General features: G+C 39.3%; 17 protein-coding genes. 5 read left to right on the top strand and 12 right to left on the bottom strand.

All coding sequences use genetic code 11. The features are described 5' to 3' along the window. Positions 1 to 103: 103 nt before the first annotated feature. The 11 genes from BN997_RS11565 to acpS all read right to left on the bottom strand — a co-directional run bounded on the left by BN997_RS11565 (position 104) and on the right by acpS (position 9,767). On the bottom strand, positions 104 to 1,117 hold the full coding sequence (locus BN997_RS11565) for a PP2C family protein-serine/threonine phosphatase (protein WP_042532432.1): 1,014 nt from the start codon (positions 1,115 to 1,117) through the stop codon (positions 104 to 106). Positions 1,118 to 1,300: 183 nt separating this feature from the next. Continuing rightward, positions 1,301 to 1,702, bottom strand: a complete 402-nt coding sequence (locus BN997_RS11560; protein WP_042532430.1) for an anti-sigma regulatory factor — start codon at positions 1,700 to 1,702, stop codon at positions 1,301 to 1,303. Positions 1,703 to 1,705: 3 nt separating this feature from the next. Then, complete coding sequence (locus tag BN997_RS11555) at positions 1,706 to 2,062, bottom strand: STAS domain-containing protein (RefSeq protein WP_042532428.1); 357 nt, start codon at positions 2,060 to 2,062, stop codon at positions 1,706 to 1,708. Between the two features lie 5 nt (positions 2,063 to 2,067). Then, on the bottom strand, positions 2,068 to 2,937 hold the full coding sequence (locus BN997_RS11550) for an RsbT co-antagonist protein RsbRA (protein WP_042532426.1): 870 nt from the start codon (positions 2,935 to 2,937) through the stop codon (positions 2,068 to 2,070). A gap of 288 nt (positions 2,938 to 3,225) precedes the next feature. Next, on the bottom strand, positions 3,226 to 3,762 hold the full coding sequence (ssuE, locus tag BN997_RS11545; RefSeq protein WP_042532425.1) for an NADPH-dependent FMN reductase: 537 nt from the start codon (positions 3,760 to 3,762) through the stop codon (positions 3,226 to 3,228). A 612-nt stretch (positions 3,763 to 4,374) separates the two neighbouring features. Continuing rightward, a complete protein-coding gene (locus BN997_RS11540; protein ID WP_042532423.1) occupies positions 4,375 to 5,088 on the bottom strand; it encodes an HAD family hydrolase in 714 nt (237 codons plus the stop codon). Between the two features lie 498 nt (positions 5,089 to 5,586). Then, positions 5,587 to 5,949, bottom strand: a complete 363-nt coding sequence (locus tag BN997_RS11530) for a type II toxin-antitoxin system PemK/MazF family toxin (protein WP_042532419.1) — start codon at positions 5,947 to 5,949, stop codon at positions 5,587 to 5,589. Between the two features lie 5 nt (positions 5,950 to 5,954). Beyond that, positions 5,955 to 6,173 (bottom strand): antitoxin, encoded by a 219-nt coding sequence (locus BN997_RS11525; protein WP_374705761.1) that lies wholly within the window; start codon positions 6,171 to 6,173, stop codon positions 5,955 to 5,957. A 535-nt stretch (positions 6,174 to 6,708) separates the two neighbouring features. After that, on the bottom strand, positions 6,709 to 7,746 hold the full coding sequence (locus BN997_RS11520) for a LolA family protein (RefSeq protein WP_042532414.1): 1,038 nt from the start codon (positions 7,744 to 7,746) through the stop codon (positions 6,709 to 6,711). 63 nt (positions 7,747 to 7,809) lie between these two features. Next, positions 7,810 to 9,327: a bifunctional ADP-dependent NAD(P)H-hydrate dehydratase/NAD(P)H-hydrate epimerase gene (locus BN997_RS11515; RefSeq protein WP_042532412.1), complete on the bottom strand. Its 1,518-nt coding sequence runs from the start codon at positions 9,325 to 9,327 to the stop codon at positions 7,810 to 7,812. Positions 9,328 to 9,410: 83 nt separating this feature from the next. Next, positions 9,411 to 9,767: a holo-ACP synthase gene (gene acpS, locus BN997_RS11510; protein WP_042532410.1), complete on the bottom strand. Its 357-nt coding sequence runs from the start codon at positions 9,765 to 9,767 to the stop codon at positions 9,411 to 9,413. Positions 9,768 to 9,898: 131 nt separating this feature from the next. Between acpS and BN997_RS11505 the strand changes: the two genes are divergently transcribed. The 5 genes from BN997_RS11505 to nagB all read left to right on the top strand — a co-directional run bounded on the left by BN997_RS11505 (position 9,899) and on the right by nagB (position 15,537). Next, positions 9,899 to 10,684 carry a rhomboid family intramembrane serine protease gene (locus BN997_RS11505; RefSeq protein ID WP_042532408.1) on the top strand — a complete coding sequence of 262 codons (786 nt, stop codon included), beginning with the start codon at positions 9,899 to 9,901 and terminating at the stop codon, positions 10,682 to 10,684. A 200-nt stretch (positions 10,685 to 10,884) separates the two neighbouring features. After that, positions 10,885 to 12,090 (top strand): ISL3 family transposase, encoded by a 1,206-nt coding sequence (locus BN997_RS11500; RefSeq protein WP_042529866.1) that lies wholly within the window; start codon positions 10,885 to 10,887, stop codon positions 12,088 to 12,090. Positions 12,091 to 12,211: 121 nt separating this feature from the next. Next, positions 12,212 to 12,967 (top strand): prepilin peptidase, encoded by a 756-nt coding sequence (locus tag BN997_RS11495; protein WP_042532406.1) that lies wholly within the window; start codon positions 12,212 to 12,214, stop codon positions 12,965 to 12,967. A 343-nt stretch (positions 12,968 to 13,310) separates the two neighbouring features. Continuing rightward, positions 13,311 to 14,777 (top strand): N-acetylglucosamine-specific PTS transporter subunit IIBC, encoded by a 1,467-nt coding sequence (gene nagE, locus BN997_RS11490; protein ID WP_042532404.1) that lies wholly within the window; start codon positions 13,311 to 13,313, stop codon positions 14,775 to 14,777. A 28-nt stretch (positions 14,778 to 14,805) separates the two neighbouring features. Then, positions 14,806 to 15,537, top strand: coding sequence for a glucosamine-6-phosphate deaminase (nagB, locus tag BN997_RS11485; protein ID WP_042532402.1), 732 nt, complete (start codon positions 14,806 to 14,808; stop codon positions 15,535 to 15,537). Positions 15,538 to 15,769: 232 nt separating this feature from the next. Here the strand turns inward: nagB and BN997_RS11480 are convergent, their stop codons facing one another. Further along, on the bottom strand, positions 15,770 to 17,251 hold the full coding sequence (locus BN997_RS11480; RefSeq protein WP_042532400.1) for a degradosome RNA helicase CshA: 1,482 nt from the start codon (positions 17,249 to 17,251) through the stop codon (positions 15,770 to 15,772). Between the last annotated feature and the right edge of the window lie 231 nt (positions 17,252 to 17,482).

The following is a 17,482-nucleotide window of genomic DNA, read 5'->3' as shown; positions in this document are numbered from 1 at the left end:
ATTAGATGACTATACATTATAAATTCATTTTCTCTATAACATTTGAAACGAAATTTATTTAACTAGAATAAACTATTATATTGTATTCCCTGCATTTATTTCTTTAAACCTCTTTACGAAGAACAATTAATGTAAAATCATCCCTCAATTGAAAATCCTGCAGTTTTTCAAAATACTGATACACATTTTCTACCAGCTCCTGTGCCGGTAAATCAATATATTTTCGGATGACTTCCAACAATTCTTCTGTTTCAATAAACCGGTCGCCGTCTCTGCACTCGGAAACACCATCTGTCAGAAAGATAATCAGGTCATCCTTCTGAATTGCTAATTCATATTCCCGATAAGTAGCATCCGGCATCACGCCGAGTACAATCCCTTTCGCACGAACCTCTTCAAATTCTTCCGTTTCTGCACGGAAAATATATCCCGGCTCATGCCCTGCGGAAGATAATCTTAATTTACTTTCCGCCGGCAAATAATGTGCATAACACATCGTAATAAACATACTGGGATCAATATTTCTTTCTACTACACGATTCAGGTTTTCTAATACTTTATTTGGTGACATTGTCGCTTCTGGATAACTGTCCATTGCATATTTGATCATCGACATACACAGTGCTGCCGGTATTCCTTTTCCAACGACATCCGCAATGGCAATCCCGATTGTCCCATTGCTTCCTTTGGTGAAATGATGATAATCTCCGTTCATCTGATGAGCAGGAACACTAATCGCGCCGATATCTAATCCGCTTACTTCCGGCCTTTGCGTTCCAAGCAAGGTCTTTTGCATATTCGCCGCAACAGAAATTTCAGAAGTCAGCACATCTTTTTCCTGTCTTAAATAATCAACTTCCTGCAATGCCAATCCATAGAAAACCGTAGCTTCTAATAAAAATTCCATCGACAGCTTATATTCCTCCAATAATTGAGGATAAATCCGCTCCATTGCCTGAATATGCAAATTGATTAATTCTTCCGGCAAGATATTCTTTTTAATAAAAGCTTTGCTGATTAATTCAAGGTCATACAATGATTTCTCATCTTGTGTTTCAATATATTTTTGTAATAATTTCTGGTATTTTACAGTATTTTTTCTGATCGTTTCTTCCACTGTGGTTACTCCCCCCTTATTTCAAAGAACCTTTTATTCTTTTTTAAGGCTTTCCCCGAGCTGGTAAACCGGTGTTTCGTGATTTTTAAACACAACTGTTTTCTCTTTCTTTTTTTCTCACCTGGATTACCAATGGCATGTACTGGATAAAATAAGGAAGGGTGCTAAAATAAAAGGATTATATTATCTGATCCATTTAATCGCTTTGATTTTAGTTCCTTCCCCCGCTGCGGATTCTATATCAAATTCATCCATCAAGCGTTTTACCCCGGGCAGTCCAGCACCAAGCCCTCCAGAGGTCGTATAGCCATCTTGCATGACACGGCTTATATCTTTTATTCCTGGACCAGTGTCCACAGCTGTCATTAAGATTCCTTTTTGACTGTTCGTATAAATGTACTCAAAACAAACCTGTCCATTTTTAGCATATAAATAAATATTGCGAGCTAATTCAGATACTGCGGTAGCAATCCTTGCCTGATCAACGGTTCCAAAGCCAATTTCTTTTGCCATTTCCCGTCCGAGCTGTCTTGCTCCAACAATATCCCACTCTTTATGAATGTTGACACAGGATCTTGGGTTCATATATTAACCTCCCAATTCCTGATGTAACTTCACTAAACCTTGTTCTAAATCTAATGCTGTCGGGACATTTTGCAAGTGTATTCCCAAGTCAATTAATGTCATTGCAACAGCTGGCTGAATTCCAGTTAATACAACACGCGCCCCCATTAAATCCGACATGGACACAACATCACCAAGTACTTTTGCAATAAAAGAATCAATGATATCAACAGATGTCAAATCAATCACAACACCTGTTGCACCTGTTTTATGAATTTTTGCTAATAAATCTTCCTGAAATTTAATAGCCGTTTGATCATCAATCTCCGTCTGAATAGAAATCAGCAAATAATTGTGCAACTTTAAAATAGGTATCCGCATTTTCTCTATTCCCCCTTAAGAGCATTCATTATTTCATCAATGCCTTGGTTTTTAGAAGGCAAATCCACAACAGTTCTTCCAGTTATTTCAAGCGCTCTGGTAAAACCTTTTTTCAAAGAGCTTCTGGTAGGGAATTTACTTAAATCAATCCCTATATTTATAATCGTTTGAGCAATTTCCGGACGGATGCCTACAAGAATACATGTAGATCCAATCAGTCTGACCGCTTCCGCTGCCTGAATAATATGATGTGCTACCATGGTGTCCACAACAGGAACACCCGTAATATCTATTAAGACAACTTCGGAGTTATGCTTGATTGCCCCCTCCAGTAAATTCTCCATAATCAATTTCGCTCTGTCCGTATCAATGGTTCCAATCAACGGCATGACGGTTATCCCTTCCATAACAGGGATCAACGGTGCGGATAGTTCCTGTAAAGCTACCCGCTGTAAAGATAAAATATTTTCCCAGCTTCCTGAATACTCATTGACGAGCTGTCGAATCAATGGTTCTATCCATTCATCTACGCTTGTTAAGACATTTGAAAAATGACTGGAATCTACTTGGTCTGCTTGCTTCAGTAAAAATTCAATGGTAACACGACGAAAAACCTGCAGCCCATCGGTTATATAACTGAGCGGCCAGCCAAGGTTGATCATTTTCTCCGAAAATTCTTCTACTACTTTCGAAGACCCCTGATTTTGGATACTTGTAAAAATAACATTCACAAATTCGCGGTTGGTATTCTCATAGAGTTCATCAGATATACTCGCTGTATAATTCCCTGATTTTATTCTCCCTACTTCATCCATCCAACTATCAACAATAGAATCACTATTACTGATCATTAATTCTTTCAGATTTGCATCCATCCCCTGATACCTCCAAATTCTAAACATTTTTCCATATTAATACAAACTTCTACAAAACTCCAGTCAAAATACTTTTGTATCAGCCTCTTCTAAGTATACAGAAACTACTATTCCCATTTTACCTCAATTGTACCATATATCAAATAAACACAGCATTTTTTCAAGTTACACTATCCACTCCCCCGCATACACGCTTCTATTAATTTCTCATTTTATTGACAAAAGCTCCCTCATTAAAAAAAGGCCTGCTTAGCTGCAGACCCTTTTATGTATTGAAAAAAGAACCAGTTAAACAAATTCTTTTCGTTTTAAATTCCCCAGGAAATAATCCAATTGTTTATGTGTCCGAGTAATCATGGCTTCATCCAGGATTGGATTATCCTTGGTTTTATCAACTTCACTATCCTGAAAATATAACCCTTTTAAGGGTTGGCTTTTTAACGTAGCAAGCAGCGGCTTTAAGGCATAATCCAATGCTAATAAATGCGAGAGGCTTCCCCCTGTCATAACAGGCAGTGAAACCGTCCCCCGTAAAACATCCTGGGGCATTAAATCAAATAATGACTTTAGGATGCCTGAATAGGAGGCTTTATAGACAGGACTCCCGACGATGACCCCGTCTGCCGCTTCCAAATCCCCGGCAATCTCTTTGATTTTCGGACTTTGGAAGTTCGCATACAGCAAATCTTCTGCTTCTACATCTCTGACGGATATATGCTTTACACGAAACCCTTGCTGCTCCGCCAATTCACCTAAATAATAAAGAACGCGTTCTGATCTGGATAATGTTGAAGGACTTCCTGATATAACAACAATTGTACTCACAAATATTCTCCTTCCTTTATACAGCATAACCCTACAAAACCAATATACTTCTAATCAGCCTTCCCGATTTGCCGTTTCTTTTTTATTACGATTGGAAGAAATATTAACGCCAAATTTCTACTGAGCACATCATATGCATATTCACGACGAAAAAATCCTTCCCTCGTAATTTTTAAGCTTTCTTAGATCTCTCTTTCCTTCTATCCATCACCTAACAGATATTTTGAGATTTTTAAATTTTCATTTTAGAAAAACCTATTTTTTTGCTGAATAGTGTACTATTTTCCATAGTTGCAGCGTTCTTTTCTCACTTATATTTGAGTATCCCGAGTATTTTACAAAGATTTATAAATTGAATATTAGTATATCACCCTATTCCTCTCACTACAATAGGTATTATTATAAATAATTTATGTAAGGACTTATTCTTCGTGTCCAAAAAGACCGATAATCAAAATCAAGAAGTTTGGCATATCATTATATAGAAAATTTCAATATTCACTTTGAAGCAGTATCCTTTACCGGAATACTTCCCTTGAGTTTACACAAAAAGAGCCTTGAGGAATCCCTCAAGGCTCTATATGATGAAATTACTTTCATTAACCTAATCCATTATGTGCTTAGCGTCTCTTCCCGAAAAAATGTATATAGCTCTGCTGCACTGGTTACTGTTTTATCTGCTTTTATTCTTCCTTCCGGTTCTTCCCTCTGTCGATGGTTCATCCAGACGGCATGCCAGCCTGCCTGTTTGGCACCGACAATATCATTAGCAAAGGAGTCGCCGACATACACTGTATTTTCTTTCTTTAAACCCAGCTTGTCCTCCATGAATTGAAACGCTGCTGTGGATGGTTTCGCATGCCCTATTGTTTCAGAAATAAATAAACGCTCTTCCGGAATCCACTTGTTCAGCTTTAACTGTTTGATTTTCATTGCCTGATGTCCTTCCGCACCATTTGTCATTACAGCTAATTGCTTCTGACTCGCTGAAAGATAATCCAGGAGCTCCACCACTTCATCAAATAACTCTATTTTTCCTTGTTCTTGGACGTAACTGTCCTGAAATTCTAAAGCCTGCTCTGCTGTTATCTGTATTCCTATTTCTGCGCAAGCATCTTTGATTCGCCGGATATGCATTTCTTCCATTGTAATTTTACCTGCTACCTGATCATCAAATAGCGCATCGCTATGTTTGCGACTTAATAGATAAAGATGATTTAACTCCGCTTCCGACAAAGCCACGTTCAACATTTTTTTACATGTTTTTCGAAATGTCGCAGCCTGGTCATATAATGTATCATCCATATCAAAAATGATTGTATCCATCGTTATCAACCTCCACCTTCATTCCTTTTCATTTTACTATATCTTTTAACGAAGGAGAATAATTTCTTAAAACATCGGTATTCTTGCCAAGGAGAGGTCTGTTACAACGGTCTTATTACTATCTGCTTTTATCAAATAAATCCCTGCAGAAAAAACGAACTTCTATTTTATCCTCTGGGCATAAGTGCGACTTTAGCTCTGTCTGCGCCTGTCGGCTTGCCAATCGCTAAGTCTTCTTTTCACCCTCTGGGCATAAGTGCGACTTTAGCTCTGTCTGCGCCTGTCGGCTTGCCAATCGCTAAGTCTTCTTTAAAGGAGAGGAGCTCGGGATCTATGGAAAACGGAGTATTTTTTTGAGACTTGAGATTATTCACCCTATGGAACCCGTTAGAGCTTCCTCCTCCACTTTTTATATGCTTTCCTTTCTTTCTCCAATGAAACTTCATTAAAAAAGACCGCCCTAATATAAGGACAGTCTTTTTACGCATCAGAAAAGTATTAATTATTACTGTAGACATCTCGTAAGCCAAGGCTTATTTCTAATGATTGATTGATTTTTTCCATCATTTCTTTATCTAATTTTGTAATTTTATCCGTTAACCGCTGCTTATCTAACGTGCGAATTTGTTCCAGCAGAATAACTGAATTCCGGTCAAACCCATAACGTTTTGCATCAATCTCTACATGCGTTGGCAACTTAGCCTTCTGAATTTGCGCGGTAATGGCCGCCACAATCACAGTCGGACTAAATCGGTTACCTATATCATTCTGGAGAATAAGAACCGGTCTCACACCGCCCTGCTCTGAGCCAACCACAGGGGATAAGTCAGCAAAATAAACCTCGCCTCTTTGAACGATCACAAGTGTTACACCCCGATCACAGAGCGCTCTAGAGTAATTTCAGCCTCTTCTTCAGCTTGAAAAGCCTCTGAAGCAATCGTTAGATTAATTCTTGCCATTTCCTCATATCCGCGCTGCATCGTTTCATGAAAACGCTGGAGGTGTTCTTCTTTTTTATGGTTTAAATAAATTTGAGTTGCTTCACAAATGAAATCACTTAAGTCAGAGCTATTCTCATATTTCATTAATCCATCCACCTCACTCAGCAAATTTTTCGGTATTTTCACTAAAATTTCTTCTTTATTTTCAGCCAAAACCAAGCACCCCCGCCAACAATTAACGTTCGTTATTCAATTTAATATTATGATAGCATTGTGAACATACTTTTGCAAAGGGGTTATGGCGAATTTGTAAAAAAATCATGTAAATTTGTCGTTTTAAACCTTAAATTTTGTGGTATCTATATTATTTGAAGTGTTAAAAATGAGCGTTTTTCCCTTACGCTGCTTTCCTCCCGGCTTCCTGACTGCCGCTGAGGAAAATACTCCGTTAAACAATATTTTTCTTCATTAAATTTTCATTTTATGTTCAAAAATGAAAGAACGTTCACCAAGCCTTGAATTTTTCATTCGATTTTTATCCTTTAGCTGATTTATGCAACGAAATAAATACCTGTCTATTAATTATATGCCAATATGTTAAAATCATACCTCTAAACTGGAAATGGGACATACAAAAGCAGACTCCGTTTTCAGAGAGCCTGCTTTTGTATTAACCGTATCATTTTGTTAACTGTCCTTGGACAGATTGTGCTACTTCAATCATTTCTTCCTTCGTCAGCTCTGTACTTGCCAATTGATAATCAACACCCTGATAACTCCATTTTAAAACATTATCTTCCAACCCAGCAACAGTAGCTCCCAGATTCACAATATCTCCATTGACTACTTCTGGAGCTGAGCTCACTGGAGCTGTTTCTCTGATTTCCTGAACAAGTGTAAAGTTTTTCTCTCCCTCAAAGGTTGTAATAATTCGCTCTCCATCCTCCAGGGGAACCTCTTGCTTATCCGCCATTTCTGCTCCAGCTGTAAACGTAGGATACAACTCCCGTACTTCCTGCGCAGCTGTTTCTACAGCTGCTCCCTCTTCTGCACCAGCACTTTCCTCATCTGTTTCCTGCTCCATGTTCTTCTCCATCGTAAAATCATCTTCTGCAAATGTTGCATCTAAATCAAAACCATGAAAAGTGACATTAACCAGCGGTTCCCCATCTTGATTTAACACATTGACCATTGCTGGTGTATAACTGGATTTGTCAAAGTAAATTTCTTGAGCCGGTAAATTATTGTTGCTTTGATAATTTGTTTTCGTCCGGAAAATATAATGGTCTTCCGTTGTTTCAAATTGCGCTTCTGGATCGTTTAATACATCATTGACCAGTGATTGAAGCAAATATGGCTGACTGCTATTCTCTGGCCAATCCGATTGGAATTTGAAACTTTTTTCCAAAGCTGGCGTTAATACAAAAACACCATCCATATTTTTCAAAATGACTTGACTTTCATTCTGCTCAGCTTCATTTTCCAGCTTCACACGATATTGATCATCAGCCTGATACCATATATCAATCAAAAATGTTTGTTCCTGCTCTCCTGTATTCATCGTCATATCCGCAGTGGCTTTATACCCCTCTAGATCGGCAACTGTCTCCTGCAATTCCTCCACAACATCTTCCTGCGTTTTTTCTCCACATGCTGCCAGCACCAGACTCAATGCACCTAATAGTAAAACGACACTGAAAAAACGTCTATTTATCATCAGCATATCTCCCTTGTCTCATTTAACAAAGGGAACGATTTGTTAACAGTACGTCACACCGTTTTATGAAGAAAATGTACGGATTGCCTTTGGAATGCCTTGAATCACATCCCCCGCCAGCAAATCCTGTTCCGAGTGTTCTTCTTGGACTAATAAGTCTGCAGATTTTCCGTGCAAGAAGCAAGCGTTATTTATTCCTGCAAAAATCGATTTGCTCTGCATCACCGTTGCTAAAATCATACCGGTCAGCACATCCCCGCTGCCTCCTTTAGCAAGTCCAGGGTTCCCGCTTGATTCTACGGTCTGGTTACCATCCGGATCGGTAATGATGGTATGCTTTCCTTTTAACACAAGGTAGCAGTTCAACCGCTTGGCAAAATCAGAACTATGCCGGAAAGGCTCCATAAGTAAGTCCGAGACAGATATATCCATTAAAGCAGCAAGTTCACCTGGGTGAGGTGTTAAAATCAGCGGAGCCTGTCTTAACTTAAAATCTGCTGCATAGGCTCTCAGATGAAAAAGACCATCTGCATCGATAACGATTGGTCCTTTATACTTGAGCAATGCCGGAAAAATGCCTTTGGCCGTTTCTTCTTTTCTGCCCAGACCAACGCCAACAGCAATCGCATCAAAACCAGACAAGTCAATGTTATCGATTCCCGTGATACAGCCATCTGTTTCGGATGCGCCAATATACATAGCCTCCGGATTATTTCCAGCAATCATGGAAATTACATTTTTCACAGAAGCCGTTGTTAATAACCCTGCTCCAGTCCGCAAGGCTGCTTTTGTTGTCATCAGAACGGATCCCGGCATCGGCTCACTTCCACCAATAATCAGCCCTTTTCCATGATCTCCTTTATGAGAATTGACGCCCCGCTTTGGAAAAGCTTCCTGAAAATCTGCTGTTGTCCACAAGCGTTTTTTTGTGTGCGCTTGGAATAATTTTTCAGGAAAACCAATATCCGCTACAATCCATTCACCATAATAGGAAGACGTTTGCTGACAGACAGCCGATTGTTTTACTGCTCCTATCATAATCGTTGCATCTGCTTCAATAGCCTGAAAATCCGCGAAGCCTTCTTCTGCCGGCAGCCCAGTTGGTATATCGATGGAAATCACATACGCATCTTGTTTATTCACCTGTCTCGTTACAGTTAAGATATCGCCTCTTAATCCGCCGCGCACACCGATTCCAAGCATCGCATCAATAATCACATCAGCCTCTGAAAGAACTGTATCTGCCGTCCCTTCATTATAATCCGCCACCTGGCCGCCAAATTGACGATAAATCTTCTTATGGCGAGCTGCATCACCTGTAATTTTCTCGTCCGGCGCAACCTGGATCACCTTGATAGCGTAACCTGCTTCTTCAAGCACACGGGCAATGACAAAACCGTCTCCGCCATTATTTCCGCCGCCAATTAAAATAACTGTCTTATCTTCTTTAGTTATCCGCTTTTTTATTTCTCTGCTCGCTTCTCTCCCTGCATTCTCCATGAGTATCTTTCCATCAAGGCCCATCGTTTGAATAGTTTCTCGGTCAATCTTGTACATTTCTTCCGCGGTAACAATATACAAATTCGTTCCCTCCTACCGCAATAAAATATATGAGACAAACTATGCGATTATGCATTTTTAGGATGCTGTCATTTTACTTTATCCTATCTCTCTTCTAATAAAACCTGTGCTACTGCATACTCTCTGCTGTGAGATATAGACACGTGGATAGATATATCCTCCATCCCCTCTGCCTGCATTTCCGGCGCTCCATTGGCATGATTTCTAATTTCGATTTGTTGAAAGCTCAGTTTTCCAATCCCAGTTCCATTTGCTTTAGCCAGAGCTTCCTTTGCAGCAAAACGCCCTGCTGCATACTCCACGCGCCGCTGAAGAGCTAACTGCCCTGCTTGTTCCATCTCTGTGCTGGTTAATACACGTTCTAAAAAACGATTATTTTTTTCAAGTAATCGTTTGATTCTTGCTAATTCAACGATATCCACACCGATTCCAAGTATCATGGTCACTGCTCCTAAAATTTTTCTATTTATAGTAACACCTTTATAATGGTCATAATCTGTATTATTTCTTATTATTATAGTATATAGGACAACTTATTTCATTTAAAAGCATTGGCTATGGGAGGCACAATATGTTTATTAGGACAGAACGGAGCATCAGAGAATTCTTTGAATTATATCCCGTGGTAACCATCATTGTCGGGATCAATATATTTCTGTGGTTTATTATTGATTTTTTAAATTTACAAATTGGCACTTACATAAGAGATTATGGGGTGGGAATCAACTATTGGATTGGAGAAGGAGAATGGTGGAGATTATTCACCCCTATTTTTCTTCATGCCGGGGCCATGCACATGCTGTTTAATTCCTTTTCCCTCGTGCTGTTCGGTCCTGCACTTGAACAAATGCTCGGTAAATTCAAGTTTATTTTAGCCTATATCGGCACTGCTGTGACAGCAAATATTGTTATTTACTTTATTGAATCTCCTGCCTATGCTCATTTAGGCGCATCCGGAGCAATCTTCGGTTTGTTCGGAATCTATGTTTATATGGTCTTTTTCCGAAAAGATTTAATCGATCAATCCAGCAGTCAAATCATTGGTGTCATTGTAGCCATTGCGTTAGCCATGACATTTTTACGAAGCGGCATTAGCATATTGGGACATTTATTTGGTTTTTTCAGCGGTTTTACCTACGCTCCGCTTCTCTTAGCCGGCGTAAAGAGTTATTCCCCCTGGTCGCGCAACCGACCGCGAAAAAGAAAGTATGCAGATGATGACGACGGCCCGCAATTTGATCCGGATCGATGGAATAAAAAACGGAAAATGCCAGAGGCTATCCGGAAAAATATGCTATGGATTATTGTCGGTATCATTGCTGTTCTATGGCTATTAGGACAGGCAAATATTTTATAAGAATAATGAGCTGGTTGTGAATTTTTCATAACCAGCTTTTTATTTCGTGAAAAATGAATACAATATAAAACGGCTCTATACTGAATGTGGTGGTGTCCTCCGTTCCATCGCCAGATGGAACGGAGGCAAAAAAATACACTCCTTTTCCTCTCTCTGATAACCTTGAGTTGTCGAGACAAAAGGAATGGGAGAGGAAAAGAGTGCAACATCATTTTATCACAGAGTTATTAGGAATTAAAGATACACATGTAGATGTGTGGGATATCAGAGAAGAAGAAAGTTATTTGATTGCGGAATTATTCACGAAACAGCGTATGCAGAAATGTCCTTGTTGCGGGAAAAGAACGAAACGGATACACAGTTACCGCTGGCAAAGCATCCAAGGACCAGTGTTAACGACAAAAGAAGTTCATATATCTCTGCGAAAGAGACGTTATATTTGTATGTCGTGTCACCACACATTTTATGAGCGTCTCCAAATGATCCATCGGTATCAACGGTGTACGGCGAGTGTGCAAACGGCAGCGATGATGCATGCCGCTGTAAGTTCCTTTCGTACAGCGGCGCTGGTAACGGGAGTAACAGTGAATCGTGTGTTACGGTGGTTTGATCAGAAGGAACTGCCCACCAGCAAAGTGTTACCGCGAGTCATTGCGATCGATGAGTTTAAAGGCGACGCAGATGGAGAGAGGTTTCAATTGAATGTGGTCGATGTGGAGAACCGAAGAATTATCGATATCTTGCCAGATCGAAAAGTGGAGACCATTGAAGCGTACTTAAATTCCTGCGATACAGGTAAAGTGGAAATGGTAGTAATGGATTTATCTCAAGCGTTTAAACAAGCGATTCGAAAAGCGCTGGGAAACCCATTGATTATCGCTGACCGTTTTCACTTTATGCGTCAGGCCTACTGGGCTTTGGATGAGGTCCGCCGTGAAGTTCAAAAGCAATTGCCCAAGAAAGATCGAATTCGAATGAAACGCTCCAAAAAACTTCTGTGGAAATCATGGACAACCTGTTCGGATGATCAGAAGAAGAAAGTCCAGGAATTATTAAAGATAGATCTCCGTTTAAAGGAAGCCTATGATTTAAAGCATGAACTGGATACGTGGTTTAAGGAAAGTGATGCGCACAATGCCACAGCGGGATTAGAAGCATGTCTGGAAAAGTTGAATGCATCCAGATTAGAAGGATTTCATCGTGTCGCACGTACATTTAAAAGATGGCAACAAGAAATTCTGCATTCTTTTATGTATCCTTTTAATAATGGCTACATAGAAGGCGTTAATAATACGATTAAAGTATTAAAAAGATTATCTTATGGAATTAAACAGTTTGATCGAATGAGAAAGAAAATTCTATGGCAACAAGAGGTAAAGCTTGTGTTAAAGCAAGCTTATAAATAAAGAGGTGGAGGAATGATATTCCACCACCACATTTGACATAGAACCTATAAAACGGGCCCGGCTTTATGCTATAATAAGAACACTTCGCAATTATCCTCAAAATTAAATAAGGAGGTTTCTTATGGAAATCTATACTTCATTCATCTTTTTCCTGTTTGGCACCATTTTTGGTTCATTTTTTATGGTTGTCGGCATTCGTCTCCCGCAAAAAATTTCTTTTTCCAATGAACGTTCCAAATGTCCCGCCTGCCATTATCAGCTCGCATGGTACGATAATATCCCCATCCTGTCCTATCTTCTTCTGAAAGGCCACTGCAGAAAATGCCGCTATTCCATTTCTTATTTATACCCGCTGACAGAAGCTACCACAGGCTTTCTCTTTACCCTTTGTTACTGGCATGCAGCCACTCCTACAGAAGTGCTTCTCTCTCTTTTATTTATATCCCTATTAATTCTTATCATCATCACTGACCTCTATTATATGGTCATTCCAAATAAGCTATTAGCTCTTTTCCTTTTTGCTTTTATTCTCGTACGGCTGATAGAACCGCTAAACCCTTGGTGGGACTCTGTAGCAGGAGCTCTTACTGGTTTTTTGATTATTTTTATCGTCATCTTATGGAATAAAGAAGCAATGGGAGCAGGAGATATGAAATTAATGGCCGTACTCGGTGTTGTATTGGGTTTCTCTCATATTATTATAACCTTTCTGCTGGCTTGTATTTCTGGAGCAGTAATTGGAATTGTTTTACTTCGTTTCAGTATCATTCAGCGGAATAAGCCATTTCCTTTTGGCCCTTTTATCGCTTTGGGCGCGCTGCTCTCTTATTTTTCAGGCGATATTCTGATTCACTGGTATTTGAATTTATTTACCTGATGTAAAAAAACTGCTGGTTTTGAATAAATATAAAACGAATCATTATTTCATACAAATACACAATCGTATTCCCGCTCAACCTGGACAAATCTAAATACTTTCATAACAAATAAAACAAATTCAATCATTGATATTCAAATTCAGTTATTAATTTTATATCGCCCTTTAAATAACTGATAATACACACAATTCTTCATAATATTTGTAATTACAAATATTAAAAATTATACTTTCAAGGTGTTTTATTATAAGTATTTCATTTTTCTATCTCAAAAATGTATGTACAATTTGTATTCTTTTCGTCTATAATTGTATTAAATATTATTATAGGAGGATACAAATTATGATGAAATATTTACAGAACCTTGGTAAATCACTGATGTTACCAGTTGCTGTATTACCTGCAGCGGCGGTTCTTATGGGAATTGGTCATTGGATAGACAGTTTCTTTGAAGCTGACAGCCGTTTTGCTGCTTTTCTAATCAGCGGCGGGGATGCTATCCTTTCCTCCCTGGCTATTCTTTTCGCAGTCGGGGTCGCAATAGGAATGACAAAAGCAAAGGACGGAGCCGCAGCGCTCAGCGGGCTGGTTGGCTATCTCGTTATTACGAAGGTATTGGAATCAGAAAGCGTCGCTAGTTTACTGCAGATTGATTTAAGTCAGGTAGACATGGCTTTTGATAATATCGAAAATGTTTTTATTGGAATTTTAGCCGGGCTTATTTCTGCAGCGCTTTACAATCGCTTCAGTCATGTTTCATTGCCAGACGCATTTGCTTTCTTCAGCGGGAAACGTCTTGTACCTATTTTAACAGCGGCAACTATGCTGCTCGTTTCCATCGCTGTTCTTTTTGTTTGGCCGGTTGTTTATGGCTGGCTGGTGAGCTTCGGAACAATGATTAGTAATTTAGGCGCTGCCGGCGCAGGTCTATACGGATTCTTTAACCGTTTATTAATACCGACGGGATTGCACCACGCATTGAACAATGTATTTTGGTTTGATGTAGCAGGTATTAATGATATCGGTAATTTTTGGGATGGCAATGGCGAACCTGGTGTTACAGGCAGATACATGGCTGGATTTTTCCCGATTATGATGTTTGGTCTTCCAGCAGCTGCGCTTGCAATGTATCATACAGCAAGAACAAAACAGCGTAAGCAAGCAGCATCACTATTGATGGCAGTTGGCTTTGCCTCATTCTTTACAGGAGTAACAGAGCCGCTAGAATTTTCCTTTATGTTCTTAGCCCCTGTATTGTACTTTGTTCACGCTGTACTTACCGGACTGTCCTTATTCATTGCAGCAGCCTTCCAATGGACTGCAGGGTTTACGTTTAGCGCAGGATTTGTAGACTACTTCCTGAGCTTCCGGCTGCCATTGGCAAATCAGCCTTATATGCTCATCCTGCAAGGACTTGCATTTGCTGTTGTTTACTATTTCTTGTTCCGTTTTTTAATCGTAAAATTAGACTTGAAAACGCCTGGTCGTCAGGATGATAATGAATTAGCTGAAGAACCCACTACAAATCCTGAATCAGCCAATGAAGCTAAAGACAAACATACATTAATGGCTGAAACAATCTATACACATCTCGGTAAAAAAGAAAATATTGATTCTATCGATAATTGCGCAACCAGACTGCGCCTGGAAATCCAGGACATGGATAAAGTAAACCAGGATGGCATTAAGAAAACAGGAGTTCCCGGTGTTCAGCAAGTAAGTAAAAATAATTTGCAAATTATTGTCGGAACTCAGGTACAAGCAGTGGCAGATGCATTGCAAAAACTATATAATGAGGATAAATCATAATTTATATTTATCTTATAGGGGGAGCATAATGAATATTATCAGAGCAGAAAATTATAGTGAGATGAGCCAGCTGGCAGCAAAAAAACTGATAGAGCAAGTAAACGAGAAATCAAACAGTGTGCTGGGTTTAGCAACTGGATCTACACCAGAAGGATTGTACGAAGAAATTATCAAAGAACACAAAGCAGGCAATGTTTCTTTCAAAGATGTGACGTCCTTCAATTTAGATGAGTATGTCGGACTTAACAAAGAAAATGATCAAAGTTATTACTATTATATGCATCATCTTCTGTTCAATCATATTGATATTGATAGCGGACAGGTTAACCTGCCAAATGGAGATGCAAATGATTTACAGGAAGAATGCAACAGCTATGAAAAGGCCATTAAACAAGCTGACGGCATTGATATTCAAATTTTAGGGATTGGTTTAAACGGACATATCGGTTTTAATGAACCAGGAACACCATTTTCTATGCAAACCCATGTAATTGACTTGGATGAATCCACCCGTCAAGCAAATGCTCGCTTCTTTGATTCCATCGATGATGTACCAACACAAGCTATTACCATGGGTATCGATACGATTATGCAGTCCAAACAAATTATTCTCTTAGTTTCTGGTTCACAAAAAGCAGAAGCGTTAGATAAATTAGTGAATGGACCTGTTACAGAAGATTTCCCTGCTTCTATTTTACAAAAGCATGCAAATGTAACGATTATCGCTGATCAGGATGCATTATCCGAGCTATCTGAATAAAAAACATCTTATTTAAAAAGAAGCATTCACTAAAAGACAAGTGAATGCTTCTTTTTACGCTTGTTTACTGACGTTGCGATACTCTTTCAAGACTGGAATCACGCGTTCCTTTATAACACATTAAGGCTGCGGTTATTCCGTCTTAAAAGCTAAAGTTTATCACCAAAGTTAAAAACATGAGGCATTGTTCTTGTAAGAACGTTGCCTCATGTTTTTTTATACAGATATTAAATTAACGGTCGTCTCTTCTTTTACGCTGGAAATTCCCTTTATTATTTTTGCGGTTTCTGCCGCCCTGGTTTCTTCCGCCTTGATTGCGTCCACCTTGGCCACGTCCGCCATAATAACGTTTTTTATTATTTCCACGACGGTTATCCTCTTTCGCTTTTTTCACACTGATTGGTGCAGCAGAGGAAATGCGTACAGGTGTATCTCTTCTTTCTTTTGTCATCATGCTGATTGCAGCAGCAATAACCGTAACGGAATCATGATCATCAAGTAATTCTTTCGCCGCTTCATAATAAGGGTTCAAATCTTTTTGATCGATCGCCTTTTTCATTTTATCAATGGTTACTTGCTGTTGTCCGCGTCGCGCATCCTGGTTAGTAGGAGGCGTCAGACGCTTCATTTTACTTTTTGTTGTTTTTTCAATCAGGCTGAGATGAGCCATTTCTCTTGGTGTGATGAAGGAGATAGCTTCCCCTGTTTTACCAGCTCGCCCAGTTCTTCCAATACGGTGAACATAGCTTTCCGGATCTTGTGGGATATCAAAATTGTACACATGTGTTACACCGGAAATATCCAGTCCGCGGGCTGCTACGTCTGTTGCCACAAGAACGTCTACCCGTCCCTGTTTAAATTTATTCAATACAGACATACGCTTACCCTGTGTTAAGTCTCCATGGATTCCTTCCGCGCGATAACCTCTTGCTTGAAGCCCTTCAGTGATTTCATCTACACGTTTTTTCGTTCTTGCAAAAACGATAGCCAATTCAGGAGAATTGATATCCAAATGGTTATTTAGTGTTTCAAACTTAAACTTCTCTGGAATCTCAATAAAATATTGATCAATGTTCTCTACTGTCATTTCTTTCGCTTTTACTTTAACTTCCTTTGGCTCTTTCATAAGCGTTGTCGCAATATCACGAATTTCCTTCGGCATAGTTGCAGAGAAAAGCAATGTTTGTCTATCTTCTGGAATACCTTTTAAAATTTCGCGAATATCATCAATAAAGCCCATATTCAGCATTTCATCTGCTTCATCGAGAACTGCTGTATGCACTTCATCAATACGAATCGTTTTGCGGCGCATATGATCCATTAATCGTCCTGGTGTTGCTACAACGATTTGAGGGCCGTCTTTTAATGCTCGAATTTGGCGGTCCATTGGAGAACCACCGAAAATAGCAAGTGCCCGTATCCGCTTGAATTTAGATAGACGGTTAATTTCTTCCGCTACCTGAATTGCCAGCTCACGTGTCGGTGCAACGATCAAACCCTGAACCTTTTTCAGTTTTGGATCGATTTTATTAATCAATGGGATACCGAATGCTGCGGTTTTCCCTGTACCTGTTTGCGCTTGTCCAATCACATCGTGTCCTTCCAGCGCGTATGGAATCGTTTCTGCTTGAATCGGGGTAGCTTCTTCAAACCCCATTTCTTCTAAAGCTTTCATTATTGGCGCAGAAACGCCTAGTTCGTTAAATTTAGTCACGTAATCGTCGACTCCTTTTTGTTTTTTATTGCAAAAGAGGCCTTATAAAGAGTTTCTCATACTTTTCATTTTATTATACAAATCAGTAAAAATCATCAATACTCCGGTGAAAGAAGCAAAGTCTTTTGAAATCAAGTCCGCTTCAAATATTTTATACAATTACTGATTTACTACCTAAAAATTGCTGATTGAATGAACATTTCACTCCACATCAGCAATTAAACGAATAAC

Source organism: Oceanobacillus oncorhynchi, from assembly GCF_000821065.1.
GTDB lineage: Bacteria > Bacillota > Bacilli > Bacillales > Amphibacillaceae > Oceanobacillus > Oceanobacillus oncorhynchi.
Note: the sequence above shows the minus strand (reverse complement) of the source record. Positions and strands in the feature narration are given on the sequence as shown.